This window comes from Aeromonas rivipollensis (assembly GCF_037811135.1).
Classification (GTDB): Bacteria; Pseudomonadota; Gammaproteobacteria; order Enterobacterales; family Aeromonadaceae; genus Aeromonas; species Aeromonas rivipollensis.
On record NZ_CP149130.1, the window covers coordinates 271,058 to 288,030 of the forward strand.

Sequence of the window (16,973 nt, forward strand, 5' to 3'; positions counted from 1 at the left end):
CCCCGAATGGGCAGGTGTTGGGCTTTACGAAAGGCTCGATATATACTGTTTGCATATACAGTGATCAGGTTTGTCAGTCATGCGACTCTTTATTGCCGAAAAGCCCAGCCTTGGCCGCGCCATCGCCGATGTTCTGCCCAAGCCCCACAAGAAGGGGGAGGGCTACATCGAGACGGCGCAGGGAGACGTGGTGACCTGGTGTATCGGGCACCTGCTGGAGCAGGCGGAGCCCGATGCCTATGATGCGGCCTACAAGCAGTGGCGCATGGAGCAGCTCCCCATAGTGCCGAACCAGTGGCAGCTGGTGGCCAAGCCCAAGACCAAGAGCCAGCTTGCCGTGATCAAGCGGCTGATCAAGCAGGCCGACTGCGTGGTCAATGCCGGTGACCCGGACAGGGAGGGGCAACTGCTGGTGGACGAGGTGATCGACTTCCTCGGCTACCCCAAACTCAAGCCGGTGCAGCGCTGCCTCATCAGCGATCTCAATCCCCCTGCGGTGCGCCGTGCCCTCGACAAGCTGCGGGACAACAAGGAGTTCGTGCCACTGGCGGTCTCGGCGCTGGCCCGTAGCCGTGCGGACTGGCTCTATGGTATCAACATGACCCGCGCCTATACCCTGCTCGGACGCAAGGCCGGCTGCAGCGAGCTGCTCTCGGTCGGCCGGGTGCAGACGCCGCTGCTGGGGCTGGTGGTGCGGCGGGATCTCGAGATAGACGCCTTCGTGCCCAAACCCTTCTACGAGGTGCTGGCCCATGTGGTGACGGAGCGCAACGAGGGGTTCAGCGCCAAGTGGCTGCCTTCCGAGTCCTGTGCGCCCTGGCAGGACGAGGAGGGGCGGGTGCTCAACCGGGCGTTGGCCGCCAAGGTGGTGGAGCGGATCCAGGGCCAGCCAGCCCGGGTGGAGGAGGTGGAAGAGCAATCCCGCAAGCAGGCTGCGCCACTACCTCACAACCTCTCCAGCCTGCAGATCGATGCCGCCAAGCGGTTCGGCATGGACGCCAAGCGGGTGCTGGATCTCTGCCAGAGCCTCTACGAGCGCCACAAGCTCATCACCTACCCCAGATCCGACAGCCGTTATCTGCCGAGCGATCACTTCAATCGGGCGCCCCAGGTGCGGGATGCCATAGCCGCAACGGCACCCGCCCTGGCCAAGGCGGTGAGCGAAGCGGACGGCAAGCTGCGCAGCAAGGCCTGGAACGACGGCAAGGTGGATGCCCACCACGCCATCATCCCCACCGAGAAACATGGCAACCTGGCAAGCCTCTCCGCCGATGAGGGCAAGCTCTATGGCCTGGTTGCCCGTCAGTACCTGCTGCAGTTCTATCCTCCGTTCGAGTACAACGATAGCCGGGTGTTGCTGCGCATCGCCGGTGGCCTGTTCCAGGCCAAGGCGCGGCGCATCCTCAAGGCGGGCTGGAAGGCGCTGCTCGGGGTCGAAGAGGACGATGAGGAGGAGGCCGGTACCCTGCCTGCGCTGCGAGAAGGGGAGCAACTGCGGTGCGAGCGGGGCGAGCTGCTGGAGAAGATGACCCAGGCACCCAAGGCATTCACCGACGCCACCCTGCTGGCCGCCATGACGGGCATAGCCCGCCATGTGCAGGATCCCGAGATCCGCAAGATCCTGCGCGAGACAGATGGCCTCGGCACCGAGGCGACCCGTGCCGGCATCATAGACCTGCTGTTCAAGCGCCGCTTCCTGGTGCGGCAGGGCAAGAGCATCAAGGCAACACCGACCGGACGGGCCCTGATCCAGGCACTGCCTGCCACTGCCACCACGCCGGACATGACTGCCTTGTGGGAGCAGCACCTCGGCCGGATCGCCGAGCGTCACGCCAGTTACCAGCAATTTATGGGGCCGCTCACCGAGCAGCTTAACGGGCTGATCGAGGGGGCCAGGCAGGATTCGGGGGCCAGCTTCAGCGCCCTGCCCAGGGAGGCGCCGGGGGCCGGCAAGCGGCGTTTCACCCGCCGCAAGAGTTCGTCGGTCAGTGGCGCCGCTGCGCAGCCCCGCAAGGGGGCGGGCAAGCGCCCGGCCAGAAGCAAGGCGGCCTGAGTGGCGCGGGGCCATGCGGCGACATGAGTCGCAAAAAGAGAGAGGGGCCCTGGGCCCCTCTCTCGATCTGGTTCTGGCGGCCGATCAGCCGGTATAGACGCCCTCTTCCGGGTAGCGGATCCGGGTCTCGCTCGGTCTGGCCAGCATCAGCGCCAGTGTCAGCGGCCCGAGACGGCCGCAGATCATCACCAGTACCAGGATGAGCTTGCCCGGCTCGCTCAGGGAGGCGGTGATGCCGGTCGAGAGGCCGACGGTGGCAAAGGCCGAGACGGTCTCGAACATGATCTTGTCGAAGGGCTGAGACTCGGTGAGCATCAACAGGAACATCGACAGCATCAACACCATGGTGCTGACGATGATGATGGCCAGGGATCGGGTCACTATCTGGGGTGACAGGGTGCGGCCGAAGGCGGTGACATGGGGACGCTTGGTGAGGAAGGCCCGGGTGGCCAGCAACACCACGGCGAAGGTGGTGACCTTGATACCGCCCCCCGTCGAAGTAGTGCCGGCACCGATGAACATCAACATCATCATGAACAGCAGGGAGGCGGGCACCATCTGGCCTATGTCCACTGTGTTGAAGCCTGCCGTGCGCGCCGTGGCCGACTGGAAGAAGGCCGCCAGCAGCTGGCCGCCAGGCCCGGCGTTGCCGAAGGTGGCGGTATTGTTGTGCTCCAGCAGCCAGAACATCAGGGTGCCCAGCAGCAGCAGCCCCGGTGTCATCAGCAACATCAGCTTGCTGTGCAGCTTGAGCTTGCGCCAGCGACGGTTGCGCACCAGATCGACGATGACGGTAAAACCCAGGCCGCCGAGGATGAGCAGGGCAGGTATGGTCAGGCTGATGATGGGGTCGTCTCTGTAGTCGATGAGGTTGTTGGCAAACAGCGAGAAGCCGGCGTTGTTGAAGGCAGAGACCGCATGGAAGAAGCTGACGTAGAGGCCATGGCCCCAGCCCATCTCGGGCACCCAGCGAATGGCCATGATGGCGGTGCCGATCAGCTGGGCAATCAGGGCGAACAGCACTATGCGCTTAACCAGCTGGATGATGTTGACCGATCCCTCCTGGCCCAGCGCCTCCTTTGCCAATACCTGCTGACGCAAACCGACCCGCTTGCTGAACATGGCGATGAGCAGCAAGGTCATGGTCATCTGGCCCAGGCCCCCTATCTCCATCAGCATCAGCAGAATGATCTGTCCTTGCAGGGTAAAGGCGGTGCCGGTATCCACCACCCCGAGCCCGGTCACACTGATGGCCGAGGTCGCGGTGAACAGGGCATTGATGAAGGTGACCTCGCCGTTGTGGCTCGAGGGTTGCACCAGAAACAGGGTGCCGACCAACAAGATGATCAGGAAACTGCCCAGGATCAGCCTGGCTTCACTCCAGCGGGACTCGTTATCCCTGTACAGGGCGAAGGCGTAGTTGCTGCGCCAGTTGATCATAGGGTGTCGAGCCAGTGATCGATGGCGTGCTTGTTGCCAGCCAGGATCAGGATGTCACCGAGCTGCAGCTCCATCTTGCCGGTCAGCACGTTGTGCAGCACCTCACCGCGTTTGATGGCCAGCAACTGGAAGTCGCTCTGTTGCAGCAGGTGCAGATCGGCCAGGGTACGGCCGTTCTGTTGCAGACCGATCACGAATTCGGTCAGCACCATGTCGTGTCCCAGCTCAAGGTAGTCGAACAGACGGTTGTCCAGCATGCTCTGGGCGACCCGGCGACCCATGTCCCACTCCGGGTTGATCACCTTGTCGGCGCCTACCTTCTGCAGGATCTTGGCGTGGAACTTGTCACGGGCCTTGACCCACACCTTCTTCACCCCGGCTTCCTTCAGCACCAGGGTGGTGAGTATGCTGGTCTCCAGGCTGTCGCCGATGGCGACGAAGACGATGTCGAAATTGGCCAGTCCCAGCTCGGCGATTGTGGCCTCGTCGGTGGCATCGGCGACGATGACATGGTTGCACAGGGTTGCGATCTGGCGGGTCTTGCTCTCGTCGATATCGATGGCCAGCACCTCGGCATTCTGCAACTGCAGCTCTTCACACAGTGCGCTGCCGAACAGACCGAGGCCGATGACGGCGAATTGATTATTCATTCATGCTTCCTCAACGGGCTGAAGGGCTTACTTTACTCCAGCGGTTTGAGTCCGAACAGTACCCGGGTTTTTCGTCCCGGGGGATCTGGGGTAAACTGCGCCTCTGCCCTTGTCGGAACACGAAGATGAAACTCACTCCCCATGCCCCCTTGGCGGCCCTCAATACCCTGGGCTTGGAAGCACATTGCCTCTGGCTGGCCGAAGTGGCCGAGCTGGATGATCTTTGCCAGTTGCGGGCCGATCCGGAGCTGAGCGTCTTGCCGCGCCTGGTGCTGGGTGGTGGGAGCAACATATTGTTCTGCAATGATTTTGCCGGTCTGGTCGTGCTGAATCGGATGAAAGGCATAGCGCTGCAGGATGATGGCAGCCACTGGTTGCTGCACGTGGCGGCGGGGGAGGAGTGGCATCAGCTGGTGTGCCATGCCCTGCAACAGGGCTGGCATGGGCTGGAGAACCTGGCGCTGATCCCGGGCACAGTCGGTGCGGCCCCGGTGCAGAACATAGGTGCCTACGGGGTCGAGCTGGCCCGGTTCTGTGCCTATGTGGAGGCATTCAACTGGCAGAGTGGCGAGGTGGAGCGCATAGCGGCGGCCGACTGTCAGTTCGGCTATCGCGACAGCATCTTCAAGCACGATTATCAGGACACCCACTTCATCACCGCCGTCGGGTTGCGCCTGCCCAAGGCCTGGCAACCCGTGACAGGTTATGGCCCCCTGGCGGCCCTCGGCGAACATCCCGGTGCGCAGGCCATCTTCGACACCGTCTGCGCCACCCGCATGGCCAAGTTGCCGGACCCTGCCGTGCTCGGCAACGCGGGCAGCTTCTTCAAGAACCCCCTGGTGCCGGCCTCGGTGGCGGATGAACTCAAGGGGCAATACCCGCAGATGCCCTGCTACCCGGCCGCGGAAGGACAGGCCAAGCTGGCGGCGGGCTGGCTCATCGATCAGTGCGGGCTCAAGGGCTTTGCCATCGGCCGTGCCGCCGTCCATCAGGAGCAGGCGCTGGTGCTGGTCAATCTCGGGGGGGCCAGCGCCATGGAGCTCATCGCCCTGGCCGCCCATGTGCGTGACAGCGTGGAGCAGAAGTTCGGTGTGGTGCTGGAGCACGAGGTGCGCTTCATGGGGCTCACCGGCGAAACCTGGCTGGATGAGGTACTGGCATGACCCTCACCCCCGTCAGGCAGACCCTGATCACCCTGCTCAGCGATGGCCAGTTTCATTCTGGCGAACAGCTGGGGGAGCAGCTTGGCATCAGCCGGGCGGCGGTGAGCAAGCACATGGCCGCCCTCAAGGAGCTGGGGCTGGATCTGTTCAGCCTGACCGGCAAGGGGTACCGCCTGGCGGTTCCCATGGCTCTCTATGATCAGGCGCAACTGCAGGCCCTGGCCCCCATGGCGCCGGTACACTGCTTCTCGGTGATCGACTCCACCAACCAGTATCTGTTTGAGCGGGTCAACCAGCTGAGTTCCGGCGAGAGTTGCCTGGCCGAGTGCCAGACCGCCGGTCGGGGGCGCCGTGGCAAGCCCTGGGTCTCGCCGTTCGGCTGCCAGCTGATCCTCAGCATGTACTGGCGGCTCGAGCAGGGCATGGCGGCCGCCATGGGGCTGAGTCTGGCGGTGGGGGTGGCCGTGGTGGAGGCGCTGGAATCTCTCGGTTACCCCGGGGTGGAGCTCAAGTGGCCAAACGATCTCTATTATCAGGGCCGCAAGCTGGCGGGCATACTGGTAGAGATGAGCGGCAGCGTCGGCGCCAGCTGCCATCTGGTGATCGGCATCGGCCTCAATCTGGCGATGCCGAGCCTGCAGGGGGAGAAGATCGATCAGGCCTGGTCAGAGCTGCGCCAGGTTCAGCCCGAACTGGTGGATCGCAACCAGCTGGCGGCCTGCGTACTCCTGCATCTGCAAGAGGCCATGCAGACCTTCGAGCAGAGCGGTCTGGCGAGCTTCGTCGAGAGCTGGAACCGGCTCGACTACTTTGCCGGCCAACCGGTGAAGTTGCTGATGGGGGAGCAGGTGATCCGCGGCATCGCCCGTGGCATCGACGATCGCGGTGCCCTGCGGCTGGAGACGGACGAGGGGATCAAGCTCTATCTGGGGGGGGAGATCTCCCTGCGCCGGGGGGACTGAGCGAGGTAGGCTCATGAGAACCCAACAGAAGAGGGGGCCTGCGGGCCCCCTCTTCGCTATCCGGCGACCCGCGGCGGTTATTTGCGCAGCTTGATCTGCTCGATGGCGTGCTCTTGTCCCTTGGTCAGGATCAGGTTGGCCCGCTCCCGGGTCGGCAAGATGTTCTCTTGCAGATTCAGATAGTTGATATCTTGCCATATGTTGCTGGCAATCTCGGTCGCCTCGCTTTCCGCCAGTTTGGCATAGTGGTGGAAGTAGGAGTCCGGATCTGAGAAGGCCCCGCTGCGGAACTTGAGGAAGCGGTCTATGTACCAGGCGCGCAGCAGCTCGGCGTCGGCGTCCACGTAGATGGAGAAGTCGACAAAATCTGACACGAAGACCCTGTGGGGCTCCTGGGGGTAATCCATGCCGCTCTGCAGCACATTGAGCCCCTCCAGGATCAGGATGTCCGGCTGCTCCACCACCTTCTTCTCATCGGGCAGGATGTCGTAGATAAGGTGGGAGTAAACCGGCGCTTCGACCTTCTCGTGACCCGCACGTATGTTGGCGACAAACTCCACCAGATGGCGGATGTCGTAGGATTCCGGAAAACCCTTGCGGCGCATCAGGCCACGCTCTTCCAGCTCCTTGTTGGGATAAAGGAAGCCATCAGTGGTGACCAGTTCCACCCGCGGATGCTCGGGCCAGCGCTCCAGCAACGCCTGCAGGATGCGGGCCGTGGTGCTCTTTCCCCCCGCCACGCTGCCGGCGATGCTGATGATGTAGGTGCCCTTGCCGCGGGACTGGCCGAGAAACTGCTCCAGCACCCGACTGCGGCGCTGCTTGGCCTTGACGTAGAGATTGAGCAGGCGGGAAAGGGGCAGATAGATCTCTTCCACCTCGCGCAATGACACCTTTTCGTTGATGCCACGCAGGGTGTGCAGGTCCGTCTCGGTCAGGGTCAGGGGGACCGCATCGCGCAATAACGCCCATTGTTCGCGGGTGAATTGCAAATAGGGGTTATGCTCTGTCGTCATGGTGTCATCACTGTTTCTTGGGCAGGGCGACCATACACCAAGGGATCGGGAGCGACAAGGGACGCGTCCGGTTGGGACTGAGGAGGAGCGTTTTTTTGCATAGTTCCCGGCAATAATGCACATTTTGCAGGGCGCAATGGTTGCATCCCCAAAATCCTTACCATAAAATGCGCGACGCTTGGATGTCTGTCGTCTATTTGCCCAGCAAAAGCGACAAAAACAACGGGTGCAAGCAGAATTACCGTTGTGGCATTCGTGCAATCGGAGGGGTTCCCGAGCGGCCAAAGGGATCAGACTGTAAATCTGACGGCTCTGCCTTCGAAGGTTCGAATCCTTCTCCCTCCACCATATTTCTCTGCGGTTTGAGTTCTTTGGGTTAGAGAAATGCGGGCATCGTATAATGGCTATTACCTCAGCCTTCCAAGCTGATGATGCGGGTTCGATTCCCGCTGCCCGCTCCAAGATGCTGATATGGCTCAGGTAATTCTGAAAGCCACACCCTAGGGTGAGTTCGGCAATCGAACCTGCCTGCCAGCACCATCCTCTCTGTCCCCCTGATTCAAATCCATCATATAAACTGTTCTGTGGTTAGCTTGCCACCGCGTACTCAGCGTTAGTTTAGAGGGACGATCATGTCTAAAGAAAAATTTGAGCGTAATAAACCGCACGTTAACGTGGGTACCATCGGCCACGTTGACCACGGTAAAACCACCCTGACCGCCGCCATCACCAACGTGCTGGCCAAGCACTTCGGTGGTAAAGCTTTCGCCTTCGACCAGATCGACAAGGCGCCGGAAGAGCGTGAGCGTGGTATCACCATCAACACCTCCCACGTAGAATACGACACCGCGATCCGTCACTACGCCCACGTAGATTGCCCGGGTCACGCCGACTACGTTAAGAACATGATCACCGGTGCTGCCCAGATGGACGGCGCAATCCTGGTAGTAGCCGCGACTGATGGCCCGATGCCGCAAACTCGTGAGCACATCCTGCTGGGTCGCCAGGTTGGTATCCCGTACATGATCGTGTTCATGAACAAGTGCGACATGGTAGACGACGAAGAGCTGCTCGAACTGGTCGAGATGGAAGTTCGTGAACTGCTGACCGAGTACGACTTCCCGGGTGATGACCTGCCGGTAGTTCGTGGTTCCGCGCTGAAAGCGCTGGAAGGCGACGCAGCATGGGAAGAGAAGATCATCGAGCTGGCTCACCACCTGGATACCTATATCCCGGAGCCGGAGCGTGCAATTGACCAGCCGTTCCTGATGCCTATCGAAGACGTCTTCTCCATCGCTGGCCGTGGTACCGTAGTTACCGGTCGTGTAGAGCGCGGTATCGTCAAGGTAGGCGAGACTGTAGAAATCGTTGGTATCAAAGACACCGTTTCTACCACCTGTACCGGTGTTGAAATGTTCCGCAAACTGCTGGACGAAGGTCGTGCTGGTGAGAACGTTGGCGCGCTGCTGCGTGGCGTGAAGCGTGAAGAAGTTGAGCGTGGTCAGGTTCTGGCCAAGCCGGGCTCCATCAAGCCGCACACCAAGTTCGAATCTGAAGTGTACGTACTGTCCAAAGAAGAAGGTGGTCGTCATACTCCGTTCTTCAAGGGCTACCGTCCGCAGTTCTACTTCCGTACTACCGACGTGACCGGTACCATCGAACTGCCGGAAGGCGTAGAGATGGTAATGCCAGGCGACAACATCAAAATGGTTGTTACCCTGATCGCCCCGATCGCGATGGACGACGGCCTGCGTTTCGCTATCCGTGAAGGTGGCCGTACCGTAGGTGCTGGTGTTGTAGCCAAAGTTATCGCTTAATCTTGGCTTACATAAATAAAGCAAAGCCCCTATAATAGGGGCTTTCTTATGCAGGGGCGTAGTTCGAATTGGTAGAACAGCGGTCTCCAAAACCGATGGTTGCGGGTTCGAGTCCTGCCGCCCCTGCCATATACCTCGTCTCGTACGGGGCTTTTGTGTCTTTGGTTACGTCAGATACAGGTGGGTTGTATGAGTGTTAGTTCTGAGGGACAGGGCGGAAGCAAGGATACCCTTCTTTGGGGCCTGGTTTTCATCATCCTGGCGGCCGCTGTAGTGGGTAATTACCTGCTTACCGATGTTGTCGCAGCCGTCCGCGCCCTGGGTGTGGTCGTTGTCATCGCTGCTGCAGGTGCAGTAGCCCTGCAAACCACCAAGGGCAAGGCAACACTGGCTTTTGCTCGTGAGTCGCGCCTGGAAGTCCGCAAGGTCGTTTGGCCAACTCGTCAGGAAGCCATTCAGACAACCCTGATTGTGCTGGCGGTGACCGCCGTGATGGGGCTGTTGCTGTTCGTTCTGGACGGTGCCTTGGTCTGGTTGGTCAACCTGATTACCGGTGTGTAAGGATAAGCCATGACTGAACAACGTGAACAACGTATGAGATGGTATGTCGTGCAGGCATTTTCTGGCTATGAAGGCCGGGTTGCCAAATCCCTGCGTGAACATATCAAGATGCATGGCATGGAAGAGCTGTTTGGCGAAGTGCTGGTCCCGACCGAAGAAGTGGTCGAGATGCGTGCTGGTCAGAAGCGCAAGAGTGAGCGCAAATTTTTCCCGGGTTATGTCCTGGTCCAGATGATGATGGACGAGACCACATGGCACCTGGTACGCAATGTGCCACGGGTCATGGGTTTCATCGGTGGCACCTCCGATCGTCCTGCTCCTATCTCCGATAAGGAAGCGGATGCCATCCTCAATCGTCTGCAAGATGCCCATGACAAGCCGCGTCCGAAAACCCTGTTTGAACCGGGTGAGATGGTGCGGGTTGCCGATGGTCCGTTCGCTGACTTCAACGGCACCGTTGAAGAAGTGGACTACGAGAAGAGTCGCGTGAAGGTCTCTGTACTGATCTTCGGCCGCTCAACGCCGGTAGAACTGGATTTTGGTCAGGTCGAAAAGGGCTGATTAAACTCTGTACGTTTAACGGTTGTCAGGGGCAGCGATTATCTCTATAATTCGCTGCCCCTTTATTTGTTGGGGAGCCGTTTGCAGGAGCATGTCTCCGAGGCGCTAGAACCCATTTTTGAGGTATTTTCGTAATGGCTAAGAAAGTCACAGCTTATATCAAGCTGCAAGTTAAGGCTGGCAGTGCTAACCCCAGCCCTCCCGTTGGTCCTGCTCTGGGTCAGCACGGTGTGAACATCATGGAATTCTGTAAGGCGTTCAACGCTCGTACAGAAAAGCTGGAAAAAGGCTCACCGACTCCGGTCGTGATCACCGTTTACAGCGACCGTTCCTTCACCTTCGAAACCAAGACTCCGCCTGCTTCCTTCCTGCTGAAGAAAGCTGCTGGCATCCAGTCTGGTTCCGCCAAGCCGAACAAAGACAAGGTTGGTAAGGTGACTGTTGCTCAGCTGCAAGAAATCGCCAAGACCAAAGAGCCGGACATGACTGGTGCCGATCTGGATGCAAAAGTACGTTGCATCGCAGGCTCCGCTCGTTCCATGGGCCTGGTAGTGGAGGATTAAGACAATGGCAAAACTTTCCAAGCGTATGCGCGTTATTCGCGAAAAAGTTGACGGTACCAAAGAGTACTCCATCAACGAAGCCATTGCCCTGCTGAAAGAACTGGCTACCGCCAAGTTCGTTGAAAGCGTTGACGTTGCCGTTAACCTGGGTATCGATGCTCGTAAATCCGACCAGAACGTACGTGGTGCAACTGTACTGCCGCACGGTACCGGTCGTGACATCCGTGTCGCCGTATTCACCCAGGGTGCCAACGCCGAAGCCGCCAAGGCTGCCGGTGCTGAACTGGTTGGTATGGATGACCTGGCCGAGCTGGTCAAGAAAGGCGAGATGAACTTCGACGTCGTGATCGCATCCCCGGATGCCATGCGCGTTGTTGGTCAACTGGGTCAAATCCTGGGCCCGCGCGGCCTGATGCCTAACCCGAAAGTGGGTACCGTAACCCCGAACGTTGCTGAAGCTGTGAAGAATGCTAAAGCCGGTCAGGTTCGTTACCGCAATGACAAGAATGGTATCATCCATACCACTCTGGGTAAGGTTTCTTTCAACGAAGTTCAGCTGAAAGAAAACTTGGAAGCTCTGCTGGTTGCTCTGAAAAAGGGCAAGCCCTCTTCCGCCAAAGGCGTCTTCATCAAGAAAGTCAGCATCTCCACCACCATGGGTGCCGGTGTTGCCGTAGACCAAGCTTCTCTGGAAGCTCAGGGCTAATTGATGGATTTTACAAGGCGCAAAATTTAATCTATAATTTTGCGCCTTGATTGGTTGGGGGTTTCGACCTCCGTCCAAGACCGCAGGTGGCCACAAGGCCTTAATCCTTCCTGCGTAGACGGTGCCGGAAACCCAGCGAGAAAGTTTTCTTTCTCTTCTGGAATCCTGCTACCGCATCGTTCCCCTCTGTTGTGAAGGTAGGGGGGATGTGTCAGTACTGAGTCATGAGACTCAGATTCAATCCAGGAGTTAAGCCAATGGCATTGGGACTCGAAGACAAAAAGGCAATTGTTGCTGAAGTCAACGAAGCTGCCAAAGGCGCTCTGTCTGCAGTTGTAGCCGATTCTCGCGGTGTAACTGTTGACAAGATGACCGTCCTGCGTAAATCCGCTCGTGAAGCCGGTGTGTACATGCGCGTTGTGCGTAACACCCTGCTGCGTCGCGCGGTAGAGGGCACCGAATTCGGTTGCCTGAACGACGTATTGACTGGTCCTACCTTGATTGCTTTCTCTAACGAACACCCGGGCGCTGCCGCTCGTCTGTTCAAAGAGTTTGCCAAAGCGAACCAAAAGTTCGAAATCAAGGCTGGCGCTTTTAACGGTGAGTTTATCGCCGCAGCACAAATTGATCGTCTGGCCACGCTGCCGACCTACGACGAAGCAATTGCGAAGTTGATGGCTACCATGAAGGAAGCCTCTGCTGGCAAGCTGGTTCGTACTATCGCTGCTGTTCGCGACCAGAAACAAGCTGCTGCTTGATTCTCGCCTATTTAGGCTGTTTGAGTTTATTCAACATCAGGAATTTTTGTCATGTCTATCACTAAAGACCAAATCATCGAAGCCGTTGCTTCCATGTCCGTAATGGAAGTTGTTGAGCTGATCGAAGCAATGGAAGAGAAGTTCGGTGTTTCTGCCGCTGTTGCTGTAGCTGCCGGTCCGGCCGCTGAAGCAGTAGAAGAGAAGACCGAGTTCGACGTAGTTCTGACTGCTGCTGGCGCCAACAAAGTTGCCGTCATCAAGGCCGTTCGTGCTGCCACCGGCCTGGGCCTGAAAGAAGCCAAGGACCTGGTAGAAGCCGCTCCGACCAACCTGAAAGAAGCCGTCTCCAAAGACGAAGCTGAAGCTCTGAAGAAAGAGCTGGAAGCTGCCGGTGCTTCTGTTGAGATCAAATAATCTGCATTTATGTAGATTAGCCTGATAAAACAGGCTAGGGCTGGTGAATGTTTGTTCACCAGCCTTTTTGCGCTGTAGACTGAGAGCATTTCACACCGTTTACGACTCTCGGTGCACCAGCAATCCGGACCGCCTCATCGTCCGGGCCAACACAAAACGGTGTTGAGACAGAGCTGTCCCGCGGGACAGAGTGGGTCACTTATCAGCGAGCTGAGGAACCCTATGGTTTACTCTTATACCGAAAAAAAACGCATTCGTAAGGACTTCGGTAAGCGAGACCAGGTACTGGACACGCCTTATCTGTTGTCCATTCAGCTGGACTCCTTCAAGCAGTTCATCGAGGCTGACCCGGAAGGTGAATATGGCCTAGAGGCCGCTTTCCGTAGCGTTTTCCCGATCACCAGTTACTCCGGTAGTGCTGAGCTTCAGTATGTCAGCTATCGCCTGGGTGAGCCGGTATTTGACGTAAAAGAATGCCAGATCCGTGGAGTGACCTACTCCGCGCCGCTGCGTGTCAAGCTTCGTATGGTTCTGTACGACCGTGAAGCAGCTGCCGGCACCGTCAAAGATATCAAGGAACAAGAAGTATACATGGGCGAAATTCCGCTCATGACCGAGAACGGCACCTTTGTCATCAATGGTACCGAACGGGTTATCGTCTCCCAGCTGCACCGCAGCCCGGGCGTCTTCTTCGACCACGATAAAGGCAAAACACATTCATCCGGTAAGGTACTGTATAACGCCCGCGTTATCCCCTACCGTGGCTCCTGGCTGGACTTCGAGTTCGATGCGAAAGACAACCTGTTTGTCCGTATCGACCGTCGTCGTAAACTGCCGGCCTCCATTATTCTGCGCGCCCTGGACTTCAGTTCCGAAGAAATCCTGGCCACCTTCTTCGAGACCATTGGTTTCGAGGTCAAAGATGGCAAGTTGATGATGGATCTGGTGCCCGAGCGCCTGCGTGGTGAGACTGCGACCTTCGACATCATCGCCAATGGCGCCGTGGTGGTTGAAACCGGTCGTCGTGTCACTGCCCGTCATATCCGTCAGTTGGAAAAAGACGCCATCACCCAGATCGAGGTGCCGGTAGAGTACGTTGTTGGCAAAGTTGCAGCCAAGAACTACGCGCACCCGCAAACTGGCGAAATGGTCGTGACTGCCAACCAGGCCCTGAGCCTGGAAGCGGTTGCCAATCTGTCCCAAGCCGGCTTCAAGCACTTCGAGGTTCTGTTCACCAACGAACTGGACCACGGTGCCTACATGTCCGAGACCCTGCGTATCGACTCCAGCTCCAGCCGCCTGGAAGCATTGGTCGAGATCTACCGCATGATGCGTCCGGGCGAGCCGCCCACCCGCGAAGCGGCCGAGCAGCTGTTCGAGAACCTGTTCTTCTCTTCCGAGCGTTACGACCTGTCTACCGTGGGTCGGATGAAGTTCAACCGCCGTCTGGGTCGTGAAGACGAGACCGGCGTTGGTGTGTTGACCAAAGACGACATCGTCGAAGTCATGAAGCGCCTGATCGACATCCGTAACGGCAATGACGAGGTGGACGATATCGACCACCTGGGTAACCGTCGTATCCGTTCTGTCGGTGAAATGGCCGAGAACCAGTTCCGCGTCGGTCTGGTGCGTGTCGAGCGTGCGGTCAAGGAGCGTCTCTCCCTGGGCGACCTGGACACCCTGATGCCGCAGGATCTGATCAACGCCAAGCCGATCTCCGCCGCGGTCAAAGAGTTCTTCGGTTCCAGCCAGCTGTCCCAGTTCATGGACCAGAACAACCCGCTGTCCGAAGTGACCCACAAGCGTCGTATTTCCGCGCTGGGCCCGGGCGGTCTGACCCGTGAGCGTGCCGGCTTCGAAGTTCGAGATGTACACCCGACTCACTACGGTCGTCTGTGCCCTATCGAGACTCCGGAAGGTCCGAACATCGGTCTGATCAACTCGCTGTCCGTGTATTCCCGCACCAACGAGTACGGTTTCCTCGAGACCCCGTACCGCAAGGTCATCGACGGTGTGATCACCGACGAAGTGGACTACCTGTCAGCAATCGAAGAAGGCAAGTACGTGATCGCACAGGCTAACGCCGCGACCACCGAAGATGGCCGTCTGAAAGACGAGTTGATCCCGTGCCGTCACAAGGGTGAATCCACCTTTATGAACGCCGACCAGATCCAGTACATGGACGTGAGCCCGCAACAGATAGTTTCTGTGGCAGCGGCCCTGATCCCGTTCCTGGAGCACGATGATGCTAACCGAGCCCTGATGGGTTCGAACATGCAACGTCAGGCCGTACCGACTCTGCGCGCTGACAAGCCGCTGGTAGGTACCGGTATGGAACGCGCCGTGGCCGTTGACTCCGGTGTTACCGTAGTGGCCAAGCGTGGCGGCATGATCGACTACGTCGATGCCTCCCGTATCGTTATCAAGGTCAATGAAGATGAGCTGCTGCCAGGCGAAGCCGGCATCGACATCTACAGCCTGACCAAGTACACCCGTTCCAACCAGAACACCTGTATCAACCAGCGTCCTTGCGTGATGTTGGGTGAGCCGGTGATGGCGGGCGACGTGCTGGCTGACGGCCCGTCTACCGACCTGGGCGAACTGGCGCTGGGCCAAAACCTGCGCGTCGCCTTCATGCCGTGGAACGGTTACAACTTCGAAGACTCGATCCTGGTGAATGAGCGCGTGGTACAGGAAGATCGCCTGACCACCATCCATATCCAGGAACTGGCCTGTATCTCCCGTGACACCAAGCTGGGTCCGGAAGAGATCACTGCCGACATCCCGAATGTGGGTGAAGCCGCTCTGTCCAAGCTGGACGAGTCCGGTATCGTCTACGTGGGTGCCGAAGTGAAGGGCGGCGACATCCTGGTCGGCAAGGTAACACCCAAGGGTGAAACCCAGCTGACCCCGGAAGAGAAGCTGCTGCGCGCCATCTTCGGTGAGAAGGCCTCCGATGTGAAGGACTCCTCCCTGCGTGTGCCGAACGGTGTGTACGGTACCGTGGTTGACGTGCAAGTCTTTACCCGCGATGGCGTGGAAAAAGACAAGCGCGCCAAAGAAATCGAAGAGATGCAGCTGAAGGAAGCGAAGAAGGACTTGACCGAAGAGTTCAAGATCCTGGAAGACGGCATTTTCGGCCGCTCCCGCAACCTGCTGCTGGCCGCCGGTTACAGCGAAGATCGTCTGAACAAGCTGGATCGTTCCAAGTGGTTTGAATTGGCCATCGAAGATGAAGCCAAACAGATCGAGCTGGAGCAGATCGCCGAGCAGCACATCGAGCTGAAAGCCGACTTCGACAAGAAGTTCGAGAACAAACGTCGCAAGATTATCCAGGGTGATGATCTGGCGCCGGGCGTACTGAAAATCGTCAAGGTTTACCTGGCAGTCAAGCGTCGCATCCAACCGGGTGACAAGATGGCGGGCCGTCACGGTAACAAGGGTGTTATCTCCAAGATCTGCCCGGTCGAGGACATGCCCCATGACGAGTTCGGCCGTCCGGTCGACATCGTACTGAACCCGCTGGGCGTACCGTCCCGTATGAACATCGGTCAGATCCTCGAAGTGCATCTGGGCCTCGCGGCCAAGGGCATCGGCGAGAAGATAGACCGCATGATCAAGGATCAGCGCGAGCTGCACGAGATGCGTGACTTCCTGCAACAGGTCTATGACCTGGGCGAGAAAGACACCCAGCAAGTGAACATCGCCGAGCTGTCTGATGACGACGTACGTACCCTTGCGGGTAACCTGCGTAAGGGTCTGCCGGTTGCTACACCTGTCTTTGATGGTGCCAAAGAGCGCGAAATCAAGGCCTTGCTGAAGCTGGCCGATCTGCCGGAATCCGGTCAGATTTCCCTGTTCGACGGTCGTACCGGTAACGCCTTCGAGCGCAAGGTCACCGTGGGTTACATGTACATGCTGAAGCTGAACCACTTGGTAGACGACAAGATGCACGCGCGTTCTACCGGCTCCTACAGCCTGGTTACCCAGCAGCCGCTGGGTGGTAAGGCACAGTTCGGTGGTCAGCGGTTCGGTGAGATGGAAGTGTGGGCCCTGGAGGCTTACGGTGCGGCATATACCCTGCAGGAAATGCTGACCGTCAAGTCTGACGATGTGAATGGCCGTACCAAGATGTACAAGAACATCGTGGATGGCGACCACCGTATGGAGCCGGGCATGCCCGAATCCTTCAACGTACTGTTGAAGGAGATCCGCTCTCTGGGTATCAACATCGAGCTGGACGAAGAGTAAGAGCTCGCTCTTATTGTTCGAGAATTGACGTGGGCGCCCTGCTGCTTTGGCAGCAGGG

14 protein-coding genes and 3 tRNA genes are annotated in these 16,973 nt (G+C 58.5%); 14 read left to right on the plus strand and 3 right to left on the minus strand.

Annotation, left to right across the window (positions count from 1 at the left end):
- The first annotated feature begins 79 nt into the window (after positions 1-79).
- Entirely contained in the window at positions 80-2,053 is a 1,974-nt protein-coding gene (locus WIR04_RS01230) for a DNA topoisomerase III (RefSeq protein ID WP_338889917.1), read from the plus strand.
- Between the two features lie 84 nt (positions 2,054-2,137).
- Here WIR04_RS01230 and WIR04_RS01235 read toward each other — a convergent pair whose 3' ends face one another.
- Positions 2,138-3,493: a TrkH family potassium uptake protein gene (locus tag WIR04_RS01235; RefSeq protein WP_338889919.1), complete on the minus strand. Its 1,356-nt coding sequence runs from the start codon at positions 3,491-3,493 to the stop codon at positions 2,138-2,140.
- The gene (locus WIR04_RS01240) at positions 3,490-4,143 is read right to left on the minus strand and encodes a potassium channel family protein (protein ID WP_025328623.1); all 654 of its coding nucleotides are present in this window, start codon (positions 4,141-4,143) and stop codon (positions 3,490-3,492) included. Before WIR04_RS01240 ends, WIR04_RS01235 begins: the two co-directional genes overlap by 4 nt.
- 125 nt (positions 4,144-4,268) lie before the next feature.
- On the opposite strand from WIR04_RS01240, the gene murB reads away from it, so the two are divergent.
- Entirely contained in the window at positions 4,269-5,306 is a 1,038-nt protein-coding gene (murB, locus tag WIR04_RS01245) for a UDP-N-acetylmuramate dehydrogenase (protein WP_338889922.1), read from the plus strand.
- On the plus strand, positions 5,303-6,268 hold the full coding sequence (gene birA, locus WIR04_RS01250) for a bifunctional biotin--[acetyl-CoA-carboxylase] ligase/biotin operon repressor BirA (protein WP_338889924.1): 966 nt from the start codon (positions 5,303-5,305) through the stop codon (positions 6,266-6,268). Before murB ends, birA begins: the two co-directional genes overlap by 4 nt.
- A 77-nt stretch (positions 6,269-6,345) precedes the next feature.
- Here the strand turns inward: birA and coaA are convergent, their stop codons facing one another.
- The gene (gene coaA / locus WIR04_RS01255; protein WP_270823927.1) at positions 6,346-7,284 is read right to left on the minus strand and encodes a type I pantothenate kinase; all 939 of its coding nucleotides are present in this window, start codon (positions 7,282-7,284) and stop codon (positions 6,346-6,348) included.
- Positions 7,285-7,547: 263 nt separating this feature from the next.
- Here coaA and WIR04_RS01260 point away from each other — a divergent pair.
- From WIR04_RS01260 to rpoB, 11 genes are all read left to right on the plus strand, one after another.
- A tRNA-Tyr gene (locus WIR04_RS01260) sits at positions 7,548-7,632 on the plus strand.
- 38 nt (positions 7,633-7,670) lie between these two features.
- Positions 7,671-7,745: transfer RNA gene (locus WIR04_RS01265), tRNA-Gly, on the plus strand.
- A 171-nt stretch (positions 7,746-7,916) separates the two neighbouring features.
- Positions 7,917-9,101, plus strand: a complete 1,185-nt coding sequence (gene tuf, locus WIR04_RS01270; RefSeq protein ID WP_025328607.1) for an elongation factor Tu — start codon at positions 7,917-7,919, stop codon at positions 9,099-9,101.
- A 52-nt stretch (positions 9,102-9,153) separates the two neighbouring features.
- Positions 9,154-9,230: transfer RNA gene (locus WIR04_RS01275), tRNA-Trp, on the plus strand.
- A 60-nt stretch (positions 9,231-9,290) separates the two neighbouring features.
- A complete protein-coding gene (gene secE, locus WIR04_RS01280) occupies positions 9,291-9,662 on the plus strand; it encodes a preprotein translocase subunit SecE (protein ID WP_025328619.1) in 372 nt (123 codons plus the stop codon).
- A gap of 33 nt (positions 9,663-9,695) precedes the next feature.
- Positions 9,696-10,223, plus strand: coding sequence for a transcription termination/antitermination protein NusG (nusG, locus tag WIR04_RS01285; protein WP_197066239.1), 528 nt, complete (start codon positions 9,696-9,698; stop codon positions 10,221-10,223).
- Between the two features lie 134 nt (positions 10,224-10,357).
- A complete protein-coding gene (gene rplK / locus WIR04_RS01290) occupies positions 10,358-10,786 on the plus strand; it encodes a 50S ribosomal protein L11 (RefSeq protein ID WP_016352267.1) in 429 nt (142 codons plus the stop codon).
- A gap of 4 nt (positions 10,787-10,790) precedes the next feature.
- A complete protein-coding gene (gene rplA / locus WIR04_RS01295; RefSeq protein ID WP_025328618.1) occupies positions 10,791-11,492 on the plus strand; it encodes a 50S ribosomal protein L1 in 702 nt (233 codons plus the stop codon).
- A gap of 257 nt (positions 11,493-11,749) precedes the next feature.
- Positions 11,750-12,250 (plus strand): 50S ribosomal protein L10, encoded by a 501-nt coding sequence (gene rplJ / locus WIR04_RS01300; RefSeq protein ID WP_025328617.1) that lies wholly within the window; start codon positions 11,750-11,752, stop codon positions 12,248-12,250.
- 51 nt (positions 12,251-12,301) lie between these two features.
- Positions 12,302-12,664, plus strand: a complete 363-nt coding sequence (gene rplL, locus WIR04_RS01305) for a 50S ribosomal protein L7/L12 (RefSeq protein ID WP_025328616.1) — start codon at positions 12,302-12,304, stop codon at positions 12,662-12,664.
- Between the two features lie 222 nt (positions 12,665-12,886).
- Positions 12,887-16,915 carry a DNA-directed RNA polymerase subunit beta gene (gene rpoB, locus WIR04_RS01310; protein WP_025328615.1) on the plus strand — a complete coding sequence of 1,343 codons (4,029 nt, stop codon included), beginning with the start codon at positions 12,887-12,889 and terminating at the stop codon, positions 16,913-16,915.
- The last annotated feature ends 58 nt before the right edge of the window (positions 16,916-16,973 follow it).

What these genes read in the sequence shown, in the direction of transcription:
- rplA (WP_025328618.1), top strand. Translation starts at nt 10,791, where the DNA reads ATGGCAAAACTTTCCAAGCGTATGCGCGTTATTCGCGAAAAAGTTGAC.
- birA (WP_338889924.1), top strand. Translation starts at nt 5,303, where the DNA reads ATGACCCTCACCCCCGTCAGGCAGACCCTGATCACCCTGCTCAGCGAT.
- WIR04_RS01235 (WP_338889919.1), bottom strand. Translation starts at nt 3,493, where the DNA reads ATGATCAACTGGCGCAGCAACTACGCCTTCGCCCTGTACAGGGATAAC.
- rplJ (WP_025328617.1), top strand. Translation starts at nt 11,750, where the DNA reads ATGGCATTGGGACTCGAAGACAAAAAGGCAATTGTTGCTGAAGTCAAC.
- nusG (WP_197066239.1), top strand. Translation starts at nt 9,696, where the DNA reads ATGAGATGGTATGTCGTGCAGGCATTTTCTGGCTATGAAGGCCGGGTT.
- WIR04_RS01240 (WP_025328623.1), bottom strand. Translation starts at nt 4,143, where the DNA reads ATGAATAATCAATTCGCCGTCATCGGCCTCGGTCTGTTCGGCAGCGCA.
- rpoB (WP_025328615.1), top strand. Translation starts at nt 12,887, where the DNA reads ATGGTTTACTCTTATACCGAAAAAAAACGCATTCGTAAGGACTTCGGT.
- tuf (WP_025328607.1), top strand. Translation starts at nt 7,917, where the DNA reads ATGTCTAAAGAAAAATTTGAGCGTAATAAACCGCACGTTAACGTGGGT.
- rplL (WP_025328616.1), top strand. Translation starts at nt 12,302, where the DNA reads ATGTCTATCACTAAAGACCAAATCATCGAAGCCGTTGCTTCCATGTCC.
- rplK (WP_016352267.1), top strand. Translation starts at nt 10,358, where the DNA reads ATGGCTAAGAAAGTCACAGCTTATATCAAGCTGCAAGTTAAGGCTGGC.
- WIR04_RS01230 (WP_338889917.1), top strand. Translation starts at nt 80, where the DNA reads ATGCGACTCTTTATTGCCGAAAAGCCCAGCCTTGGCCGCGCCATCGCC.
- murB (WP_338889922.1), top strand. Translation starts at nt 4,269, where the DNA reads ATGAAACTCACTCCCCATGCCCCCTTGGCGGCCCTCAATACCCTGGGC.
- coaA (WP_270823927.1), bottom strand. Translation starts at nt 7,284, where the DNA reads ATGACGACAGAGCATAACCCCTATTTGCAATTCACCCGCGAACAATGG.
- secE (WP_025328619.1), top strand. Translation starts at nt 9,291, where the DNA reads ATGAGTGTTAGTTCTGAGGGACAGGGCGGAAGCAAGGATACCCTTCTT.